18 protein-coding genes, 2 tRNA genes and 1 pseudogene are annotated in these 19,367 nt (G+C 44.2%); 9 read left to right on the top strand and 12 right to left on the bottom strand.

Translation table 11 applies throughout. The annotated features are described in order from the left end of the window. Positions 1 to 48: 48 nt before the first annotated feature. Positions 49 to 309, bottom strand: a pseudogene (locus VIM91_RS00285) (transposase); the annotation flags it as partial. 300 nt (positions 310 to 609) lie between these two features. Here VIM91_RS00285 and VIM91_RS00280 point away from each other — a divergent pair. The 6 genes from VIM91_RS00280 to ubiB all read left to right on the top strand — a co-directional run bounded on the left by VIM91_RS00280 (position 610) and on the right by ubiB (position 6,283). Continuing rightward, the gene (locus VIM91_RS00280; protein WP_331862842.1) at positions 610 to 1,701 is read left to right on the top strand and encodes a hypothetical protein; all 1,092 of its coding nucleotides are present in this window, start codon (positions 610 to 612) and stop codon (positions 1,699 to 1,701) included. 144 nt (positions 1,702 to 1,845) lie between these two features. Continuing rightward, positions 1,846 to 3,165: an ATP-dependent protease ATPase subunit HslU gene (hslU, locus tag VIM91_RS00275; RefSeq protein ID WP_331862841.1), complete on the top strand. Its 1,320-nt coding sequence runs from the start codon at positions 1,846 to 1,848 to the stop codon at positions 3,163 to 3,165. 56 nt (positions 3,166 to 3,221) lie between these two features. Next, the gene (locus VIM91_RS00270) at positions 3,222 to 3,605 is read left to right on the top strand and encodes a DUF971 domain-containing protein (protein WP_331862840.1); all 384 of its coding nucleotides are present in this window, start codon (positions 3,222 to 3,224) and stop codon (positions 3,603 to 3,605) included. Further along, positions 3,602 to 4,360 carry a bifunctional demethylmenaquinone methyltransferase/2-methoxy-6-polyprenyl-1,4-benzoquinol methylase UbiE gene (ubiE, locus tag VIM91_RS00265; protein ID WP_331862839.1) on the top strand — a complete coding sequence of 253 codons (759 nt, stop codon included), beginning with the start codon at positions 3,602 to 3,604 and terminating at the stop codon, positions 4,358 to 4,360. The genes VIM91_RS00270 and ubiE overlap by 4 nt, the downstream gene beginning before the upstream one ends. Further along, positions 4,360 to 4,626 carry a hypothetical protein gene (locus VIM91_RS00260; protein ID WP_331862838.1) on the top strand — a complete coding sequence of 89 codons (267 nt, stop codon included), beginning with the start codon at positions 4,360 to 4,362 and terminating at the stop codon, positions 4,624 to 4,626. Before ubiE ends, VIM91_RS00260 begins: the two co-directional genes overlap by 1 nt. 31 nt (positions 4,627 to 4,657) lie before the next feature. Continuing rightward, on the top strand, positions 4,658 to 6,283 hold the full coding sequence (ubiB, locus tag VIM91_RS00255) for a ubiquinone biosynthesis regulatory protein kinase UbiB (protein WP_331862837.1): 1,626 nt from the start codon (positions 4,658 to 4,660) through the stop codon (positions 6,281 to 6,283). 21 nt (positions 6,284 to 6,304) lie between these two features. Here ubiB and VIM91_RS00250 read toward each other — a convergent pair whose 3' ends face one another. From VIM91_RS00250 to VIM91_RS00240, 3 genes are read right to left on the bottom strand one after another with little or no spacing between them, the layout of a single operon-like run. Beyond that, on the bottom strand, positions 6,305 to 6,835 hold the full coding sequence (locus VIM91_RS00250; protein WP_331862836.1) for a hypothetical protein: 531 nt from the start codon (positions 6,833 to 6,835) through the stop codon (positions 6,305 to 6,307). Then, on the bottom strand, positions 6,825 to 9,011 hold the full coding sequence (locus tag VIM91_RS00245; protein WP_331862835.1) for a TonB-dependent receptor: 2,187 nt from the start codon (positions 9,009 to 9,011) through the stop codon (positions 6,825 to 6,827). Before VIM91_RS00245 ends, VIM91_RS00250 begins: the two co-directional genes overlap by 11 nt. Before the next feature lie 40 nt (positions 9,012 to 9,051). Further along, entirely contained in the window at positions 9,052 to 9,348 is a 297-nt protein-coding gene (locus VIM91_RS00240) for a DUF1840 domain-containing protein (RefSeq protein WP_331862834.1), read from the bottom strand. A 199-nt stretch (positions 9,349 to 9,547) separates the two neighbouring features. On the opposite strand from VIM91_RS00240, the gene VIM91_RS00235 reads away from it, so the two are divergent. Next, complete coding sequence (locus VIM91_RS00235; protein ID WP_331862833.1) at positions 9,548 to 10,027, top strand: host attachment protein; 480 nt, start codon at positions 9,548 to 9,550, stop codon at positions 10,025 to 10,027. Between the two features lie 92 nt (positions 10,028 to 10,119). Here the strand turns inward: VIM91_RS00235 and VIM91_RS00230 are convergent. The 8 genes from VIM91_RS00230 to parE all read right to left on the bottom strand — a co-directional run bounded on the left by VIM91_RS00230 (position 10,120) and on the right by parE (position 17,696). Then, positions 10,120 to 10,196: transfer RNA gene (locus VIM91_RS00230), tRNA-Met, on the bottom strand. A gap of 96 nt (positions 10,197 to 10,292) precedes the next feature. Beyond that, positions 10,293 to 11,384: a redox-regulated ATPase YchF gene (ychF, locus tag VIM91_RS00225; protein WP_331862832.1), complete on the bottom strand. Its 1,092-nt coding sequence runs from the start codon at positions 11,382 to 11,384 to the stop codon at positions 10,293 to 10,295. A gap of 20 nt (positions 11,385 to 11,404) precedes the next feature. Continuing rightward, entirely contained in the window at positions 11,405 to 11,983 is a 579-nt protein-coding gene (pth, locus tag VIM91_RS00220) for an aminoacyl-tRNA hydrolase (protein WP_331862831.1), read from the bottom strand. A gap of 42 nt (positions 11,984 to 12,025) precedes the next feature. Beyond that, entirely contained in the window at positions 12,026 to 12,613 is a 588-nt protein-coding gene (locus VIM91_RS00215) for a 50S ribosomal protein L25/general stress protein Ctc (RefSeq protein WP_331862830.1), read from the bottom strand. Between the two features lie 181 nt (positions 12,614 to 12,794). Next, positions 12,795 to 13,754, bottom strand: coding sequence for a ribose-phosphate pyrophosphokinase (locus VIM91_RS00210; RefSeq protein WP_331862829.1), 960 nt, complete (start codon positions 13,752 to 13,754; stop codon positions 12,795 to 12,797). A gap of 51 nt (positions 13,755 to 13,805) precedes the next feature. Next, positions 13,806 to 13,880, bottom strand: a tRNA-Gln gene (locus VIM91_RS00205). A gap of 208 nt (positions 13,881 to 14,088) precedes the next feature. Continuing rightward, positions 14,089 to 15,810, bottom strand: a complete 1,722-nt coding sequence (locus tag VIM91_RS00200) for a tetratricopeptide repeat protein (RefSeq protein WP_331862828.1) — start codon at positions 15,808 to 15,810, stop codon at positions 14,089 to 14,091. Beyond that, on the bottom strand, positions 15,810 to 17,696 hold the full coding sequence (parE, locus tag VIM91_RS00195; RefSeq protein WP_331862827.1) for a DNA topoisomerase IV subunit B: 1,887 nt from the start codon (positions 17,694 to 17,696) through the stop codon (positions 15,810 to 15,812). Before parE ends, VIM91_RS00200 begins: the two co-directional genes overlap by 1 nt. Positions 17,697 to 17,928: 232 nt before the next feature. Between parE and pdxH the strand changes: the two genes are divergently transcribed. After that, positions 17,929 to 18,582, top strand: a complete 654-nt coding sequence (gene pdxH, locus VIM91_RS00190) for a pyridoxamine 5'-phosphate oxidase (RefSeq protein ID WP_331862826.1) — start codon at positions 17,929 to 17,931, stop codon at positions 18,580 to 18,582. Positions 18,583 to 18,587: 5 nt separating this feature from the next. Further along, a complete protein-coding gene (gene ung, locus VIM91_RS00185; RefSeq protein WP_331862825.1) occupies positions 18,588 to 19,274 on the top strand; it encodes a uracil-DNA glycosylase in 687 nt (228 codons plus the stop codon). Positions 19,275 to 19,367 lie beyond the last annotated feature (93 nt).

Here is a 19,367-nt window from a genome sequence, read left to right as displayed (position 1 = left end):
AATTGACTAGGGTTTTGGCACACTCTTTTTTGTCTGCTGTCACCAACCCTTTTTTGCGAATAATTCCTTCATCGCATGGTTTTCAAGGCTGACATCGGCAAACAGCTTTTTTAGCTTGGCATTTTCTTCTTCAAGCTCTTTGATGCGCTTAATATCAGACGCTTCCATGCCCGAGTATTTGGACTTCCACTTGTAGTAAGTCGCGCTGCTGATGCCATACTTGCGGCAGATTTCTTCAACTTTTAGTCCCGCATCCGATTCTTTAAGAATGGCGATGATTTGGGTTTCGGTAAATCGTGATTTCTTCATATCGGTCTCCTGCGTTAATGATCGCAGAAAACTCTATTTATCGTTGTCTCATTTTAGGGGAAGTGGACACACCCTGTTAAATAAATGACCAACTTATATCAACAGCAGTTCAATACTGAAAACAAGATTGTTCAACATCCTATCATCCGTAATTCATCTAGTAACGTCCGTTTTATTAATGTACTATCCTTAAAAGCAAGCTTAACTATGACCGTAAATTTTTAAAAATTATAGAAGCTATCTAAGTCTAATTGGGGGAGTTCGCTTCCTTTCTTTGAAATGTTAAATGGAAAAACAAGTTTGGACACAATTCTCAACCCTCCATTACCGATAGCCCTTGAAGAGTTTTATACCTTATTGCTCTCCGTATCTGGAGTTCTGTTCGGTATCGCTTTTGCTGCTATGCTATTCGTTTTGCAAAGCGGGTTTTCGTCGTTCAAATTCTCACGAAGAATGTTTTTGGAACTATATTTACACTTTGGACGCCAATTGCTCTACTCTTTAGCGTATCTGACAGCCGCACCTTTTTTAGTATTATTCTTTTCAGATAGTTTTACGATGATTTCCTGGCTATACGCCTTGTTCTTTTTATATTTCTTGAGGGCCACATTGGATTATGCCAAACAAGAGGGGTATATATTAACCATACATTCCAATAAGTCTGTGCCCGGACATTATGGACCAATACGCACCTATTTCAGGTATATAGCCAATCGTGGCGCACTGAAAAACACCTTGTTTTTGCTTCCGGTCATTTTGTTTCTTGTATATCCCTACGCTATATCTATCATTGAAACTGGTTCGCTATACCTTACAAAGACAGCCATCTTTTATAGTTGCCTCATACCACTACTTTACACTCTTTATAAAATCACAAAATTTATCCCAGAGTTCTTTGTTTATACAGGAATGGAGATGTCTGCAAGATCACAAAGTTCTTCAGAAGAACAGTCCGATGAACAAAAGCGGCAAAATATCATAGAAAAAAAAGCGTTAAGTAAATATCTAACTAATCATGGTGTTAGTGAGCTGAATCCAGCAACTCCGCGTCACTTTATTGATGGCGATATCTCTGTGAACTTTCTGGATAAACAAGACAATGACAAAGCACATTTTAATGTAAATGTGAATGTTTCTAATGTTACCCCCGAGCGAGTTCGAAGCAATGTATTAGAGTATGCACACTCCCTTGCAAAGCGACTGCATGAATCTAAAGTTTCAATTAATACCTTTGTGTTGTCATTTCATATTCGTATTGGTAACCAATCATCAAGAAATATTTTCTTCCGAGTCTCTCGCAATGAGCTAGATAAGATATTCGCCATTGGAAAAGATCGTCCAGAGGATATGGCTAAATTAAAAAATGTATTATTCGATGAGCTGTTTAGGTAAAAATCTTCCAATCCTGTCCCATTCTTGTGCGCCTATTTTTCAAATTCAAACACATTATTTTCACTGTGGCTGGTTTAGCAGGGCGTGTGCTTTTGCTTTATAATGCAGGCTTTACTTGTTATTGATTTAAGGAATGCGACTAGCATGATGACGCCAAAAGAAATCGTTCACGAACTCGATAAACACATTATTGGTCAGGCTGACGCTAAGCGTGCGGTGGCGGTGGCCTTGCGTAATCGGTGGCGCAGAATGCAATTGAGCAGCGATTTGCGCCCGGAAGTCACCCCCAAAAACATTTTGATGATTGGCCCAACCGGTGTGGGTAAAACTGAAATTGCGCGCCGTTTGGCTAAATTGGCGAACGCGCCGTTTATTAAAATCGAAGCCACTAAATTCACCGAGGTGGGTTATGTTGGCCGTGATGTGGATTCGATTATTCGCGACTTGGTGGATAATGCGGTCAAAATCCAGCGCGATCTTGCAATTAAAAATGTACAAAATCGCGCAGAAGATGCGGCTGAAAACCGTATTTTAGATATCCTGTTGCCACCGGCTCGTGGTCGTGAAGAAGATAGCCACGAAGCCATGTCGGAAACCCGCCAGAAGTTCCGTAAAAAATTACGCGAAGGCGATTTGGACGATAAAGAAATTGAAATTGATATTTTGATGGCTCCCGCGCACGTTGAAATCATGACCCCGCCGGGCATGGAAGATATGACTTCGCAGTTGCAGGACATGTTTGAATCTTTGGGTTCGAGCAAAAAACAAAAACGCAAATTGCCGATTAAAAAAGCCTTCAAACTTTTAACCGAAGAAGAAGCCCACAAGCTGATCAACGATGATGATTTGAAAAGCCAAGCGGTGGAAAACGTTGAGCAAAACGGCATCGTGTTTTTGGACGAAATCGATAAGGTGGCGAAACGTTCTGATTCGAGCGGCGGCGATGTGTCGCGCGAAGGTGTACAGCGTGATTTATTGCCGTTGATTGAAGGCAGCACCATCTCAACCAAATATGGCATGATCAAAACCGATCACATTTTGTTTATCGCATCGGGCGCGTTCCACGTCACCAAACCTTCAGATTTAATTGCCGAATTACAGGGGCGTTTGCCGATTCGGGTTGAGCTGAAATCGTTACGAGTAGAAGACTTTAAGCGTATTCTGACTGAGCCTAAAGCAGCTTTAACCACACAAGCCACCGCGTTAATGCAAACCGAAGGTGTGGAAGTGAAATTCACCGAAGATGGCATTCAACGCTTGGCGGAAATTGCCTATCAGGTGAATGAAAGCACAGAAAACATTGGCGCACGTCGTTTACACACCGTAATGGAGCGCTTGTTAGAAGAGGTGTCTTATAACGCACCAGATCAAGCGGGTCAGATCGTGCTAGTGGATGGCGCATTTGTAGACGAGCGCTTAGGCGAGCTGGCGAAAGACCAGGATTTATCACAATATATTTTATAAAATCCGGCGAGTGAATACATTTTCCTCGCCCATAATTTAAAAGTTTGAACGCCTTTATGCCTAACCCGACCGATATTAAGCTGCATCAAAAATCACGCAAACTGGCCGTGAGTTTTGATGATGGCAAAGCGTTTGAATACACTTGCGAATTTCTGCGCGTGTATTCTCAGTCCGCCGAAGTGACCGGCCATGCACCAGGCCAGGAAGTGCTGCAAGTTGGCAAACAGGATGTCAATATTGACGCGATTACCCCAGTGGGCAACTACGCGGTAAGATTGCATTTTAGCGATGGCCACGACAGCGGTTTGTACACTTGGGAACGTTTATACGACCTGGGCGAAAATTACCAGAGTTATTGGGTTGCTTATTTACGCCAATTAATGCGGGCGGGTCACGACCATCCCGAGCTGACCAAACTCAAACAGGAGTCCGGCAAATGAAGTCATCCAAACAGGATCAAACCATCGATTTTGGCTTTAGCGAAGTGCCACTCAATGAGAAGGTCAAAAAAGTAAAAGGCGTATTCGATTCGGTCGCGAAAAAATACGACGTGATGAACGATGTGATGTCGCTTGGCATTCACCGTTTATGGAAACGCCAAACCATCGAACTCAGCGGCGTGCGCGCCGGTATGACGGTGTTAGATTTGGCGGGTGGCACCGGCGATTTAACCAAGGCATTTGCCAAACGTGTGGGCGCACACGGCAAAGTGATTTTGGCGGATATTAACGAAAGCATGGTGCGCGTCGGGCGTGATCGTTTGTTAGACGAAGGCATTGGCGCGCAGGTGGACTATACCATCGCGAATGCCGAAGCCTTGGCCTTCCCGGACAACACGTTTGATGTGGTGACGATGGCGTTTGGTTTGCGTAACGTGACGCATAAAGACAAGGCGTTAGCCGAAATCGCACGCGTATTAAAACCCGGCGGTCAGGCGATGATTTTGGAATTTTCGAAAGTCCATCAACCATTGTTGTCTAAGGTTTACGATTTTTATTCGTTTAATATTCTGCCCAAAATGGGCAAATTGATTGCCGACGATGAAGCCAGTTATCAGTATTTGGCCGAGTCGATTCGCATGCACCCAGACCAAGAAACCTTAAAGAATATGATGCTGGAAGCTGGGTTTGATAAGGCGGAGTACATCAATATGAACGAAGGTATTGTCGCCTTACACCGAGGTTGGAAGTTCTAATGGCAACACGTGATTGGGAAGAAGATTTATCTAAGATCATCGGCGATCCGCTGGCTTTTCAGATAGGTTATCGGGTGCGTGAATTTAAAGATCAAACTCGTCACATCAAACTTGATGCTCAACAAATGCTGACCGAATACCTGCAATACGAGCTGGATTTACTGCCCGCCAGTTCGCAAGTTCAGGCTTTTAACCAACAAGTTGAACAACTTGATCGTCACTTAACTGAGCTAGAAACGCGCCTGAATAAGCTTATCCAATCCTAAATTCAACAGTAAAAACTTTTAAAAGACCCTTATGAATCCATTTAAACAACTGTTTCGTCTAATCAAAATCAACCGTGTCATTACGCATTACCGTTTGGATCATATGGTGTTGGCGAACAGTAAATATCGTGCGCTAATTTGGGTTAACCGTTTGCTGTTTCCGTGGAACTGGCGACCGACTCACAAAGCCGGTCGCGGTGTACGTTTGCGTTTGGCTTTGGAAGAACTGGGGCCGATTTTTATCAAACTTGGTCAGGCTTTATCTACCCGTAAAGATTTGCTGCCAGAAGACTTATCAGTTGAACTCACCAAACTGCAAGATGATTGCCCGCCGTTTGATGAAGATCACTCACGCCGCATTATCGAAAAAGCTTTAAAACGACCGATTAACGAAGCCTTCTCTCAGTTTGAAGCCACACCTATGGCGTCGGCTTCGATGGCACAAGTGCATGCCGCCACCCTGCCGACGGGTGAAGATGTCGTGATTAAAGTAGTGCGACCGAACATCAAACCGGTAATTCAACAAGACGTGTCGATTATGTACAGTTTGGCGCGTTTACTAGAATTGGCGGTGAAAGAAAGTCGGCGTTTGCATCCGGTCGAAGTGGTTGGTGAATTTGAGAAAACCATTTTAGATGAAATGGATATGATGCGCGAAGCCGCTAATGCGACACAACTTCGTCGTAATTTTGAAGGCTCCGATTTGCTGTATGTCCCAGAGATTTATTGGTCACATACCAATGAAAACGTGATGACGATGGAACGCATATACGGCATTCGTATTTCTGAAACCGAAAAGCTAATCGAGGCTGGCATCGACTTAACTGATTTATCGGCTAAGGGTGTGACGATCTTTTTTACCCAGGTGTTTAAACATAACTTTTTCCATGCCGATATGCACCCCGGCAACATTTTTGTTTTGCCCGACGGGCGTTATGCCGCGATTGACTTTGGCATTATGGGCACATTGACACCGGAAGATCAGCGTTATTTAGCCGAAAACTTTTTGGCATTCTTTAACCGCGATTATTTACGTGTATCGGAACTGCATATTGAGTCCGCTTGGGTGCCACGCGATACGCGCGTTAACGAGCTAGAATCGGCGATTCGTGCCGTGTGTGAACCGATTTGGGATCGTCCATTAAAAGACATATCATTTGGTTTGTTCTTAATGCGTTTGTTCCAAACCGCGCGTCGGTTTGGCATGGAAGTGCAACCGCAATTGGTGCTGCTACAAAAAACCTTATTAAACATTGAAGGCTTAGGGCGTCAGTTAGATGACGAATTAGATTTGTGGGATACCGCCAAACCCTTTTTAGAAGACTGGATGCAAGAACGTGTGGGCTTAAAGAGTTTAATTAAAAACACCAAACGCAACCTGCCCTTCTGGATTGAAAATGCGCCGCAAATACCAGGCCTGGTGCATTCGGTTTTAAACAAAGCCGCACATGGTCAGTTAGAGTTACATTCCGGCCAGTTATCGCGTTTAGAACAAGCCTTGGAAAACCAAGCCAAACAGCAACGCCAGCGCGGTATTGCACTCGCTTTAATTGGCGCGGCTTTGTATTTGGAGTTTCAAACTTGGGGCTGGGATTGGGCGATTTGGGCACAAGCCGGTTTGGTTGCGGTCGCAGCTTATTTGATTTTTAAGAAATAAAGCGGTGTTAGCAAGCGATTTTTAACGCGTGTCGGCTTCAATCAAAACCGGCACGACCAATTGAATGTCTTTATCTCGATCTAACTTACGCAATATCGCATCATAATCCTGCGTTGAATCAACCTGCGCATTCACATCAAACACCGCCGTAAAACGGTTAGGTAAGCCGGAAATCAATTTAAAACCATAACGCTGTGCCATGCGGTGAATATCGGCTTCGTGATGGGTTTTAATCATAAACAGTCCATTAACGACTGCAAACTGGTTCTGCTTTTGCAATACCGGAAAAAATTCAACGCCAGCACGTTTAAACGGCGCGCAGGTTTGGAAAACTTCGGATGGATTGGATGCGTTTTTCGGATAAGGATAAACCTGCCAAATACCCACTTGTGTCAGTGGATTAAGCTCGGTTTGATATTGTGTACTTGCCGCATAGTGTGGGCTGGTTACATAGGCTTTACCGGCAAGCTGCGCGACCAATTCACAGGACGACCAGGCCTGGTGGTTTAATAAACTTAAACCAACCAGAAGGCCAAACTGTTTAAAATTCATACTGCATCTTCGCCCAGAACTGACGACCGGTTCCTGGGTAGTCAGCCTGATAAGCAGCGATGTATTCATCTGGGTCGGGCAACTCAGAAAGTGTACCGTTAATAGGCGAAGCATAACGTTGATCGGTGTCGGCCAAGTTCTCCACACCGAGTCTAAAAACTAAGCCTTTAAACGCATCACTCGCATAAGAAGCAGTTAAGTTAGTCAGACTATAAGGTTTTAAGTTTTCGCGTGTGTCATAAGGCTCACGGAAACGTTCACCAATGTATTTAGACCAAACCGCCAAGCGCCATTGCGGGTTAAACTGATAATTTAAACCTAATGCCGCCATTCGGTCGGTTGAGCCAACTAAACGCACATCATTATCCGCATCCTTTGTTTCCAACCAACTGGCATTGGCAAAACCAGTTAAATCTCCAGTTAGACTAAACTCAACGTCCCACTCGATACCTTTTGAGTTTACACTTTGAAAAGGTTCAGCGTAACGTCCATCAAAATAATAATAGTAAACCGTGCCCTGTGGCATATTGTTATAGTCTGAATAAAAGCCACTTAAACGATGGGTTTGTTTTAAACCCTGAAAAATATACCCCAATTCATAATGATCGGTTTCGCTGGTATAAGGCTTGGGTTCTGGTGCTTCACCCACGTTGGTTACTTGTGCAATCGGCGGTGTGATCAATGAACGACTGTATTGAGCTTTTAGTATATGCTGATCATTTAGCCGCCAAACCGCTGCAATTTTAGGGGTAATACTAAGCTCTTCTAACCTCTCAAACGGCTTTGTCTGCGGAATATCACCCTCATCTGTTCTATCCCGGTAATCGATAAACGACTTTTGAGCACGCAAACCAGTGGTTAAAGTAAAGGCTTCATTCGGACGCCATTCATCTTGCAAATAAACGGCCAACACATGACGTAGATCTCCTTCAGAACCATGTTCGAGATCTTTTTGTATCTCATCGCCGCTGCCTAAAACTGCGTCTGAGGTTAACTTAATCAATTCTACTCGTTCAATGTCAGCACCCAATAAAACGCGGTGAGATGAAAAGGAATCGTATACGAGATGACCTGATAAATTCATCACTCGTTCGGTAACATAGCTTTCAACCGGACTTTCATAAGCTAATTCACTATAGGCTGCTTTAATGGCTGCAATATCAATTTCTTCAGACGTGTACAATGTTTTTAATTGGTAATTTCTTTGCTGTGCGCCGAGATGCCATTCATAATTCCAATCATTATTTAACTCACTGGTTTGACGCACACCCAGCAACATATCTCGATAACGCTGGTTATAATCTTGAGTTTCCTTAGGCAAAAACTCAATCACCCCAAAATAATCGCCGGTTTGATATTCTTGTGCTTGCCAATAAAACTCGGTGTCGTTATGCGACCAGTTCAGCAACAAGTTGCGATAAGCTTTTCGATCATTCACCAGGCCTGGTGCTTGTGAATACGCCGCTAACTCACCGGTATTAATATATCCTAGATCTGCGAGTATAGGATCGGCTTGCGTTAATACATCTCCCTCAGCTCGACGACCACTTTTGTCCTGCTCCCATTGCGAAAAGCTTAATGAAAGCTGACTTTGTTTCGACTCAGATTCAAAGCGCTCGCTGGCGCTAACATGGTTGTAAGCGCGACTGCCTAATCCAACTGAAAAGTGGCGATCTTTTTTTGAAATCACATTCACCACACCGGAGTAGGCAAAGTCGCCATGCAACACGGACGCCGCACCACGAATAACTTCAATACGTTCGACCTGTTCAATCGGCATATGCAAAATGCCTTCGCTGTAACCGGCTGAACTATTAACCATGTTGACATCATCCAGCATCAACTTTACGGTTCCACCCGAATAGGGTGTGCCTAAGCCGCGCATAACTAACACCGACTGCCCAAGATGATTAGGCTGAACCTCAATCGAAGCCGTCATGCTTAAAGCATCTTTAACTGTTCGAACTCCATAGCGCATCAGTTCCGTGCCACGTAATACGCTGATAGAACCCGGTACATAGTCGGCATTGACTTTGGTACGCGTCACTAATTCGGTTTGCGCGTTCAACAACGCCATTAGCTCTTGGTAGGCTTGTTGGTCGGAATCGTTTGCATGAAGTTGGAAAGGTAGAATTGCAACAGAAAGACTTAAGGTGATTAATCGATATTTAAGCATAGAAAGTTCAATATATTATTTTTAGTAAGGTCATTCTATATTAACGTAACGATTTTTCCCAGATGACATGATTATGGCCGCGTTTTGCCGCATCCAATAAGTCTAATAACGGTTGTGCACGATGCGCTAAACTCACCGAATCATCATCCCAACTATCTCCAGATTGAGCCGAAGGCTGATTTACTGCATTGCTTAAGTTTTCAAATGCCTCGGCTACCTCTTCTTCCGTCAATGCCCCCGGCACACTCCCGCTATGGCCCATTAAGCCAATGAGTTTTAAGGCTACATGGTCAAACATCGTGACATCGGCGTAATGTTTAGTTTGAAAGCGAATCATCTTTTGCTCCTATTTTTAGTATTCAGTATGCCATAAGTTAATCTGCTATCCTGAATTTATAAGCCTGACTGGGTCTGAGATTTCACACAATTAACCTCACCGATCAGATAACAACTGAAACACGGCTAGTTGATTAAATTATAGATAGGTATATGATTAATATTGAAGTTTTGGTTCGAATTCCGTTCAGGAGGTCATCATGAAGTTCAATCAAGCCATTCTGGTTATCGCTAATGCGAGTCATCTAAGCGCTTACCGTGTCACACAAACACCCGCCATCGATCGCCAAGAAACCAACCAAACTAGCCATACCCGAAATCAAGGCACCGCAAAAATCACCACACAATTACAACTCATTAAAGAACTGGACTACGACGAAGCCCGTCAGAAAACCAGTGAACGACTCGCTGATCAAGCTGGCAACTTTCATCACGCCAATGGCGAAAATCACAATTTGGCAAGCGAAATGGCCAAGCGAGGCCTAAGTAAAATCAGCGATGATATTAACGAATTAATAAACACCGAATCGCCAGATAGCTGGTATTTAGCTTTTCCAAAACAAACACATCAACAGTTAGTGAGTTCATTGCCACCACAAACGCAATCCAGTTTAAAAAAGTCTTTACCCTTGGACTTAACAAAATCCGACAAAGAAAAACTGCTTAGCCATTTTGAATAATTGAAACGGTTACATTTAAATGCAAACGAACTAACTCGGAGATTAATTTCAGGTATAAAAAAGCCCGTGCAAGACGGGCTTTTTTTAATATATGGTGGCTACACCGGGATTCGAACCTGGGACCCCATCATTATGAGTGATGTGCTCTAACCAACTGAGCTATGTAGCCAAAAGATGCGCGTATTATAAGGAAGTTTTGGATTTTGTCAAAACTTTTATATCGCCTTAATGGTTTTAAAACCACCAGGCTTGGTGCTTCTATCTGTTATACGTTAAAACGGAAATGCATAACATCGCCGTCTTGTACGATATATTCTTTGCCTTCTAAGCGTAACTTACCAGCTTCTTTTGCGCCTTGCTCACCGTTGTATTTAACAAAGTCTTCATAAGCGGTCACTTCGGCACGGATAAAGCCTTTCTCGAAATCCGTATGGATCACACCGGCCGCCTGAGGGGCCGTAGCGCCGACTTTAACTGTCCAGGCACGTACTTCCTTCACACCCGCAGTAAAGTAGGTCTGTAGGCCTAACAAGCTGTATCCAGCGCGGATTACACGGTTTAAACCAGGCTCATCTAAGCCCATACCTTGTAAGAAGTCCATTTTGTCTTCGTCATCCAACTCGGCAATTTCAGATTCGATTGCCGCACAAACTGGCACCACTACCGCGCCTTGCTCTTCAGCTACTTTGCGCACCGCATCCAAGTAAGGATTATTTTCGAATCCATCTTCGTTGACGTTGGCAATATACATCATAGGTTTGATAGTTAATAAGTGCAGATCATAAAGTTCAGCTTGCTCGTCCTTGGTTAAATCAACGTTACGAACCAATTTACCTTCGGCAATTTCGGCTGACACTTTTTCTAATACGGCTAAACGCGCGACGGCTTCTTTATTACCACTTTTGGCGACACGTTGGACTTTTTGAATCGCTTTATCAATCGACTCCATATCAGCCAACACAAGTTCGGTATTAATTATGTCGATATCCGATACTGGATCAACTTTGCCCGCGACATGCACGATATCGTCATTTTCAAAACAGCGCACCACTTGGGTGATCGCATCGGTTTCACGAATGTTAGCGAGGAACTTGTTGCCTAAGCCTTCACCTTTTGAAGCGCCTTCAACCAGGCCTGCAATATCCACAAACTCCATAGTGGCGGATAAAACACGCTCTGGCTTAACGATTTCGGCCAATTTATCTTGACGAGGATCCGGCACTGGTACGATGCCAACATTGGGTTCGATAGTACAAAATGGGTAGTTAGCCGCATCAATACCGGCGTTGGTTAAGGCATTAAATAAAGTGGATTTACCCACGTTTGGTAAACCCACAATTCCGCACTTAATTCCCATCGAACACTCCTTAAAATTAGTTAACTGCGCGTATGAAGTTGATTCATCGCTTTAGCAAAATCACCCGCTAAGATATCCGATAGCACACGTGTAGCGTCATAAATGGCGTCATCTATCTTTTCGCGTTCAATCTTAGACGGGGATTTCAATACATAATTGACCACTTGATGACGATCGCCCGGGTGATCAATACCTAAACGCAAGCGATGAAAACCTGGGCCACCCAAAGCCGCAATCGTGTCACGTAAGCCATTGTGACCGCCATGACCACCGCCAGTTTTGAGCTTTGCAACGCCCACAGGTAAGTCTAGTTCGTCGTGTGCCACCAAGACTTGCTCGGCTGTTAGACGATAGAAATTGGCAAGAGCTTGGATAGACTGACCTGAACGATTCATAAAGGTCATAGGCTTAAGCAACCAGGCCTGCTGACCATTCAAGTCAATCTTAGCCACTTCCCCAAAAAACTTGGCTTCTGGACGAAACACTACACCTTGTTGGCGAGCTATTTCCTCCACAAACCAAAAACCAGCGTTATGTCGGGTCTGGTCATATTGTTCGCCCGGATTTCCCAGACCGACAATGAGTTGAACAGAGGACATAAACGCTGGTTCCTAGAGGTTAGGTTCGTTAGAACCGTTGAATTAACCTTTTACTCTAACTTTACCGATACCGACAACGGCTTGGTCATAGTCTGAGTTGCCGTGTAACAAGGCCACAACTTCAACACCCTTAGGCAACTGAAGATCTGACAAACGTAAGTTAGCGCCGGCTTCCATATTAGACACATCAATTTCAATGGCTTTTGGAAGGTCTTTAGCTGTACAACGAATTTCTACCGTTTTTTGGAAGAAAGTCATCAAACCACCTAACTTCACGCCTGGTGCTTTGTTTGCGCCAGTGAATTTAATTGGTACACGCTTAGTAACACGAGATTTATCGGTTACGCGCTGCAAATCCATGTGCATCACGTCGGCACGCGCAGGATGTCTTTGCATGTCTTTGATGATCACTTTCTCTTTGCTGCCACCTTTTACATCTACCGTTAAAACGGTGTTGTAAACATCGATGTCAACCAAGGCTTTTTTTACAAAGTTGCCTTCAAAGGTGACCGACACGGCCTCTTTATCAGAACCGTAAATAATTGCCGGTACTTTGCCCGCATGACGAAGGCGGCGGCTCGCACCTTTCCCCTCAGTCGAGCGGACTTCTGCTGTCCATACTTCACTCATAGTGATTACTCCGTTAACAGGGTTTAACCCCAATTCAATAAGCCTTTAACCGCGACCAGATAAAGGAAAGCGTGCATTATACTGATTTCGCCGCTATTTTCCAATCTAAATTAACAAACAAAAAAGCCGATAAGCACCAAGCCTGGTACTTATCGGCTTTTAACTAACTACCGCGATAAATTTAAATTTCAGGCATTAACGCCGTTACTGACTCTTCATTATTTACACGGCGAATCGTTTCACCTAGCATAGTGGCGATTGATACTTGACGAATCTTGTCACAAGCCATGGCTTCAGCAGACTGCGGAATGGTATCCGTTACCACTAACTCTTTAAGAGTCGATTTACGAATATTCTCTACCGCCGGGCCTGACAACACCGCGTGCGTCGCATAGGCCGTGACACTTTTTGCACCGTTTTCCATCAAGGCGGCGGCGGCTTTACACAAGGTACCCGCGGTATCCACCATGTCATCGACCACAATACAATCGCGGCCTTTGACTTCACCAATAACGTGCATGACTTGCGACACATTGGCTTTAGGGCGACGTTTATCGATAATCGCAAGATCCGCATTTAGCGCTTTCGCCACGGCACGAGCACGCACCACGCCACCGACATCCGGTGAAACCACGGTGACATTACTGACATCTAACTCTTTCAGCATATCCTCGACCAAAACCGGTGAGGCATAGATGTTATCAACCGGAATATCAAAAAACCCTTGGATCTGATCCGAGTGGAGATCCACTGTAATCACACGATCCGCACCAGCCAAAGTAATCATATCCGCCGCTAAACGCGCGGTGATGGGTACACGAGCCGAATGAGGACGACGATCTTGACGGGCAAACCCGTAGTAAGGCACCACCGCGGTAATGCGCTTAGCCGATGCACGCTTAAGGGCATCAATCATCACCAGCATTTCCATCAAGTTGACGGCTGGCTCAGGCGTGCAAGTGGGCTGCAATACATAGACGTCTTTACCACGAACGGATTCGGTAATCTCGACCATGATTTCGCCATCGCTAAAACGGCCTACATTTGCTTTACCAAGAGGTTGATCTAAAGAAAGGGAGATTTTCTCTGCAAGAGTGACATTTGCATTTCCCGCAAATATCATGACACTTTTGTTAGCCATTAATGGCGGCTCCTGTCGAGGATAAACTGAATTTGGGGAATAAGGATGAGATGGCTGGGCCGGAAGGATTCGAACCTTCGCATGACGGGATCAAAACCCGCTGCCTTACCGCTTGGCTACGGCCCAAAAGATCTCTGTCGTAAGACAGGTGCGTATTATCCATTGATTAAGGAAAAGATCAAGTAAAAGTTGACGTTTTTTTGAAATTTTATACGCTGGTAATACATTCATCCCCACCTTTAATAATAGAACGCAATCGAGTTGATTAACCGCTCGTCTTAGTCAGACTTCACTATACAATGAGGCTGAGCTTGTGACAAGCGATCAAAATCAATCACTTAGTTTTTAGTTGCTGGATTAAATTGGGCAAAACCGGATTATCAGGGAACTGCTTATGGTGTTTTTTCCACAAGTTTTGTGCCTGGTCGTATTTTTTTAATGCCCACTTAATTTTGATCATGTGAATCAGCACTTCATCATTCTGATTAAGCGACCAGGCCTGCTCTATATGTTTTTCAGCGTCAGCAAAACGTCGTTCTTTATAAGCCAACCAAGCTAAGCTATCGATAATATGGAAGCTATTCGGCGCTAAGGTCAATGCACGGTTTAACAAGCGTCCAGCCTCATCCAATTGACGGTTTTGCTCCACATAGTAAAAACCGAGTGCGTTTAACGCATCTGGTTCATTTGGGTGGTCTTTTAAAATATTTTTTATAATATCTTCGTATTCATCGTAAGCACCCAGCTCATAAAGTGCCATGGCCAACGAATAACTTAAAGTAAGACGATCAACTGATAATTCTAATGCCAAACGATACTGATCTGCCGCCCCTGCCCATTCTCCTGACTGCCCATAAAAAATACCTCGCGCACGCAGTATCTTAACTTGCTCTTGATCATCGGCTGGCTGCAACTGATCCAGATATTGTAAGGCCGCGTCAAGACTTTGGGTTTCATACAATATTTGTGAAATGAGTAGGCTCGCATCTAATTGATAATTAGGGTGAACAACACGCTCTAAGTAAGAACGAGCTTGAACATAATCCCCTTGGCTTTTAGATACGACACCTAGGTAATAATAACTGACGTCTTGATAACCGTCGACTTTTAGCAGGGCTTCTAATTGCTTCTTTGCTACATTCAAGTCGCCTTGTTCCAACTCGAGTAAAGCCAGCGAAAGTTTTGAAGTATAGGCCTTAGGATTGGCGGCGACAATTCGGGCATAGCGCTGCTTGGCTTGATTATAAAGCGTCGCCTTAGCCTCTAATCGGGCATAACGTTCTTGTATCATCCAATCTTTTGGATGAGATTCTACATAGCGAGCTAACTGCGTTAATCCTCGCTGAATCAAATCATTTTCGACATATAAATTCGCTAGTGCATAATAAACTTCGGCGGGGGCTGAATGTTGATTAATAACGGCCTCGAGTGTATCGACGGCCAATTCAACACGCCCATACTGATCAGCCGCGTAGCCATACGCATAACCAGCCGCCCATTCATTTGGGTAAAGCTCATACAGCGTTTCAAAAAATTCCAAACCGGTATCCATCGGCGTCGATTGCACCACTTGAGCCGCAGCGTTTTTTAAATCATCTTCCAAGCTCAGTTCTGAACGAGTCCGATAGGCTTTCCAGTAATTTAAGGCATCGCTCAATTTGGCCTGTCGAAGCGACATAATATAACCTACCCGCCAAGGCGTGGCATCGTCCGGGTTCATTTCTCGCCACAAGCGTGCACTTTTATCAATACCTTCTGCATAGAAAGCACTCATCGCTAATTGAAAAGCACGTTCAACCAACGCGGGATCACGGGTCGTTTCTGCTACGCCATAAATTAAGTTATAAGCACTTAATAAATCGCCTTTTTGTGCAAACAATTCCCCCATCATGATTTCAAACATAATGGTTGGTTCGAGTTTAGTTGTTTGTAAGTTATGCGTGGACGAGTTTGATGGATCAGTATTCACGCCAGATGTCGACTTGGTCTCCAACTGACTGCAACCGATTAAGCTTAATACACAAATGCCTAAACATGTCCGACGAATGATATTCACTAAACCACCTCAGCCAAATCGCCGTTTTGCTCTAGCCAAGCTTTTCGATCTGGCGCACGTTTTTTAGCCAACATCATATCCATCATAGGATAGGCGTGTTCGGCTTCAAGCGTTAGCTGCACCAAACGACGTGTTTCCGGTGACATGGTGGTTTCTCTTAATTGTATCGGGTTCATTTCGCCTAGACCTTTAAAACGCGTGACCTGAACTTTGCCCGCTAGCTTTTCAGCCTGAATACGATCTAACACCCCCTGACGTTCGGCTTCATCCAGTGCGTAAAATACGTTCTTGCCTACATCAATACGATACAAAGGCGGCATTGCCACATAAACATGGCCATTTTCAACCAGTGTTGGAAAGTGTCGCACAAATAACGCACAGATTAAGGTGGCAATATGTGCGCCATCTGAGTCGGCATCAGCTAAGATACAAATCTTGCCATAACGCAAGCTGCTTAAGTCTTCTGAGGCCGGATCCACGCCAATAGCCACACTAATATCGTGTACTTCTTGCGAGGCTAAAATTTGACCAGAATCGACCTCCCAGGTATTTAAAATTTTACCTCTTAACGGCATAATCGCTTGAAAACGTTTGTTGCGTGCTTGCTTAGCCGAACCGCCAGCTGAATCCCCTTCCACCAAAAACAACTCGGTTAAACTCAAATCCGTTTCAGTACAATCCGCAAGTTTTCCAGGCAAGGCTGGACCGGACGTTACCTTTTTACGCGCCACTTGACGAGCTTTTTTATTACGAGTTTGCGCATTATTAATCGCCAGTTCGGCAATTTTTTCGGCTACTTCGGTATGCTGATTAAGCCACAAACTTAATGCATCTTTCACAACGCCCGAAATAAACGGCACACATTCACGTGACGACAAACGTTCCTTGGTTTGCCCTGCAAATTGCGGATCGCGTAACTTAGCCGACAGCACAAACGCCACATTTTGCCAAACATCATCTGGCGACAACTTCACCCCACGTGGAATTAAATTACGAAACTCACAAAACTCGCGTACCGCATCCGTGGTGCCCTGACGCAATCCATTAACATGCGTGCCACCTTGCGGTGTTGGAATCAAATTTACATAACTTTCGTTTAGGGCTTCATGCGGCTCTTCTAGCCAAGCAATAGCCCAAGAAGCCGCTTCATTTTCTGAGGACTCAGTACCCACAAAACCTTCTATCGGTAAACGTTCTAAGCCTTCTAGCGATTGATTTAAATAATCTCTTAAGCCATCTTCGTAATACCAACTCGTTTGCTCGCCACTCACTTCGTCCATAAAATTGACGGTCAGCCCAGGGCATAAAACGGCTTTAGCTCTTAATAAATGCTTTAAACGATTTAACGCATATTTAGGTGTATCAAAAAACGAGGCTTCTGGCCAAAAACGCAGGAAGGTACCACTATTCTTTTTAGCTACTTTGCCAATTACTGTTAAGGGTTCAACCAAGACACCATGCTCAAATGCAATCGCATATTGCTCACCGTTACGTTTAATTTGAACTTCAACACGTTTGGAGAGTGCATTTACTACCGATACACCTACACCATGTAAACCACCTGAAAACTGATAGGCCTTATTGGAGAATTTTCCACCGGCATGCAAGCGCGTTAAAATCACCTCAACCCCCGACACACCTTCTTCTGGGTGAATATCAACTGGCATGCCGCGGCCGTTATCTTCGACGCTCACCGAGCCATCGGCGTAGTGTGTAATATTGATTTCAGAAGCATGCCCCGCTAAGGCTTCATCGACACTGTTATCAATGACTTCTTGGGCTAAATGATTGGGACGAGTGGTATCAGTATACATACCAGGGCGTTTACGAACAGGATCCAGCCCTGTTAAAACCTCAATTTCTGACGAATTGTACGCTTGACTCACAAACTCTCCTTTAACTCAACCATCCACCAGGCCTGGTGATCCATTTATGCGTTTTTAAACAAACCATATTATTGGTGAGTCTCTGCTTAAAGTAAAGCATTGTTCAAACCCAGTGCTTAAAAGCGTTTGAATAACGCATTTAAAAACCCTATTTTTTGCCGGCAAAGCATAGAAATAAAGTTCGATGACGTTTATTATGCTATTTAAGTTCGATAAATAAGAGATCAAATCCATGCCCAATCGCGACTATCACGACCATCGGTTAAATTACCAAATGGGTGAACTAAGTGACGAGTTTTTAAGCCACAATCCGTATGAATTGTTTCAACAATGGATGGATGAAGCTTTTGAAAAAAAAGTAGCCGAACCCACCGCCATGACATTGGCCACCGTGGATGCGGCGCAACAGCCACATGCTCGCATTGTTTTATTGAAAGCCTTTGACCGTGATGGATTTGTGTTTTATACCCACTACGAAAGTGCGAAAGGACGTGAACTGATTACCTCAAAGCGTGCGGCACTCAACTTTTTCTGGCCACAATTAGAACGCCAAATTCGCATTGAAGGCTTGGTAGAAAAAATAAAACCTGAGGATTCCGATCGCTACTTCCATAGTCGACCCATTGACAGCCAATTAAGTGCTTACATTTCACGCCAAAGCCAGACGGTCGAAAATCGTCAAGCACTAGAACAAAGACTGGAAAAGGCTAAAGCCGAATTTGCGGGCAAAGTCGTGCCTCGCCCTGAAACTTGGGGCGGATATCGTTTATTGGCCAAGCGTTTTGAATTTTGGCAGGGTCGTCCGAACCGTCTGCATGACCGTTTGCAATTTTCGATTCACCCAACTGATCCACAAGCCTGGTCATCTGTAAGGCTGTCACCATAAACTTTATGCCGGATATTAAACTGGATTCAAGCTGGCTGGCTTATTTAGCGCCGGAGTTTGATAAAGCTTATATGCACAAGCTTCGTGCTTTTTTGGTCGCTGAAAAACAAGCCGGTAAACACATTTTACCCAAATCCGCAGAATGGTTTAATGCACTTAACAGCACGCCATTTGACCAGGTTAAGGTCGTGATTTTAGGTCAGGATCCCTACCCAACCCCCGGTCACGCACATGGATTAAGCTTTTCTGTATTACCCGATGTCAAACCGCTGCCTAAATCACTGCTCAACATCAATAAAGAACTGCTCAGCGATCTTGATATTGATAACGCAAGTTCTGGATACTTAATGCCTTGGGCAAAACAAGGTGTGTTATTGCTTAATGCGGTTTTGACGGTAGAAGCTAACCAGTCTAACTCTCATCAGAAACAGGGTTGGGAAACCTTTACCGATGCTATTATCCACGCTCTCAATCAACACCGCTCTAATCTTGTATTTATTTTATGGGGCGCTTACGCTCAAAAAAAAGGCGCGTTTATTGATCCGCAGCGACATTTAATTATTCGCAGCCCTCACCCCTCGCCGCTGTCAGCTCACCGTGGTTTTTTTGGTAGCCGCCCTTTTTCACAAACCAATGCCTATCTTAAGCAACATAATCTCACTCCAATTAAATGGTCGCTGACCTCGCCCTAAGCACTTCTTTTCTCAACAAAACTGAACTTCACCACATCTTGTATTGCGCTTTACATAAGGCTTTCTAACAGAGTATGATTGCAACAGTCTTTT

This window comes from Thiomicrospira sp. (assembly GCF_036568485.1).
GTDB lineage: Bacteria > Pseudomonadota > Gammaproteobacteria > Thiomicrospirales > Thiomicrospiraceae > Thiomicrospira.
Note: the sequence above shows the minus strand (reverse complement) of the source record. Positions and strands in the feature narration are given on the sequence as shown.

What these genes read in the sequence shown, in the direction of transcription:
- hslU (WP_331862841.1), top strand. Translation starts at nt 1,846, where the DNA reads ATGATGACGCCAAAAGAAATCGTTCACGAACTCGATAAACACATTATT.
- VIM91_RS00270 (WP_331862840.1), top strand. Translation starts at nt 3,222, where the DNA reads ATGCCTAACCCGACCGATATTAAGCTGCATCAAAAATCACGCAAACTG.
- ubiE (WP_331862839.1), top strand. Translation starts at nt 3,602, where the DNA reads ATGAAGTCATCCAAACAGGATCAAACCATCGATTTTGGCTTTAGCGAA.
- VIM91_RS00260 (WP_331862838.1), top strand. Translation starts at nt 4,360, where the DNA reads ATGGCAACACGTGATTGGGAAGAAGATTTATCTAAGATCATCGGCGAT.
- ubiB (WP_331862837.1), top strand. Translation starts at nt 4,658, where the DNA reads ATGAATCCATTTAAACAACTGTTTCGTCTAATCAAAATCAACCGTGTC.
- VIM91_RS00250 (WP_331862836.1), bottom strand. Translation starts at nt 6,835, where the DNA reads ATGAATTTTAAACAGTTTGGCCTTCTGGTTGGTTTAAGTTTATTAAAC.
- VIM91_RS00245 (WP_331862835.1), bottom strand. Translation starts at nt 9,011, where the DNA reads ATGCTTAAATATCGATTAATCACCTTAAGTCTTTCTGTTGCAATTCTA.
- VIM91_RS00240 (WP_331862834.1), bottom strand. Translation starts at nt 9,348, where the DNA reads ATGATTCGCTTTCAAACTAAACATTACGCCGATGTCACGATGTTTGAC.
- VIM91_RS00235 (WP_331862833.1), top strand. Translation starts at nt 9,548, where the DNA reads ATGAAGTTCAATCAAGCCATTCTGGTTATCGCTAATGCGAGTCATCTA.
- ychF (WP_331862832.1), bottom strand. Translation starts at nt 11,384, where the DNA reads ATGGGAATTAAGTGCGGAATTGTGGGTTTACCAAACGTGGGTAAATCC.
- pth (WP_331862831.1), bottom strand. Translation starts at nt 11,983, where the DNA reads ATGTCCTCTGTTCAACTCATTGTCGGTCTGGGAAATCCGGGCGAACAA.
- VIM91_RS00215 (WP_331862830.1), bottom strand. Translation starts at nt 12,613, where the DNA reads ATGAGTGAAGTATGGACAGCAGAAGTCCGCTCGACTGAGGGGAAAGGT.
- VIM91_RS00210 (WP_331862829.1), bottom strand. Translation starts at nt 13,754, where the DNA reads ATGGCTAACAAAAGTGTCATGATATTTGCGGGAAATGCAAATGTCACT.
- pdxH (WP_331862826.1), top strand. Translation starts at nt 17,929, where the DNA reads ATGCCCAATCGCGACTATCACGACCATCGGTTAAATTACCAAATGGGT.
- ung (WP_331862825.1), top strand. Translation starts at nt 18,588, where the DNA reads ATGCCGGATATTAAACTGGATTCAAGCTGGCTGGCTTATTTAGCGCCG.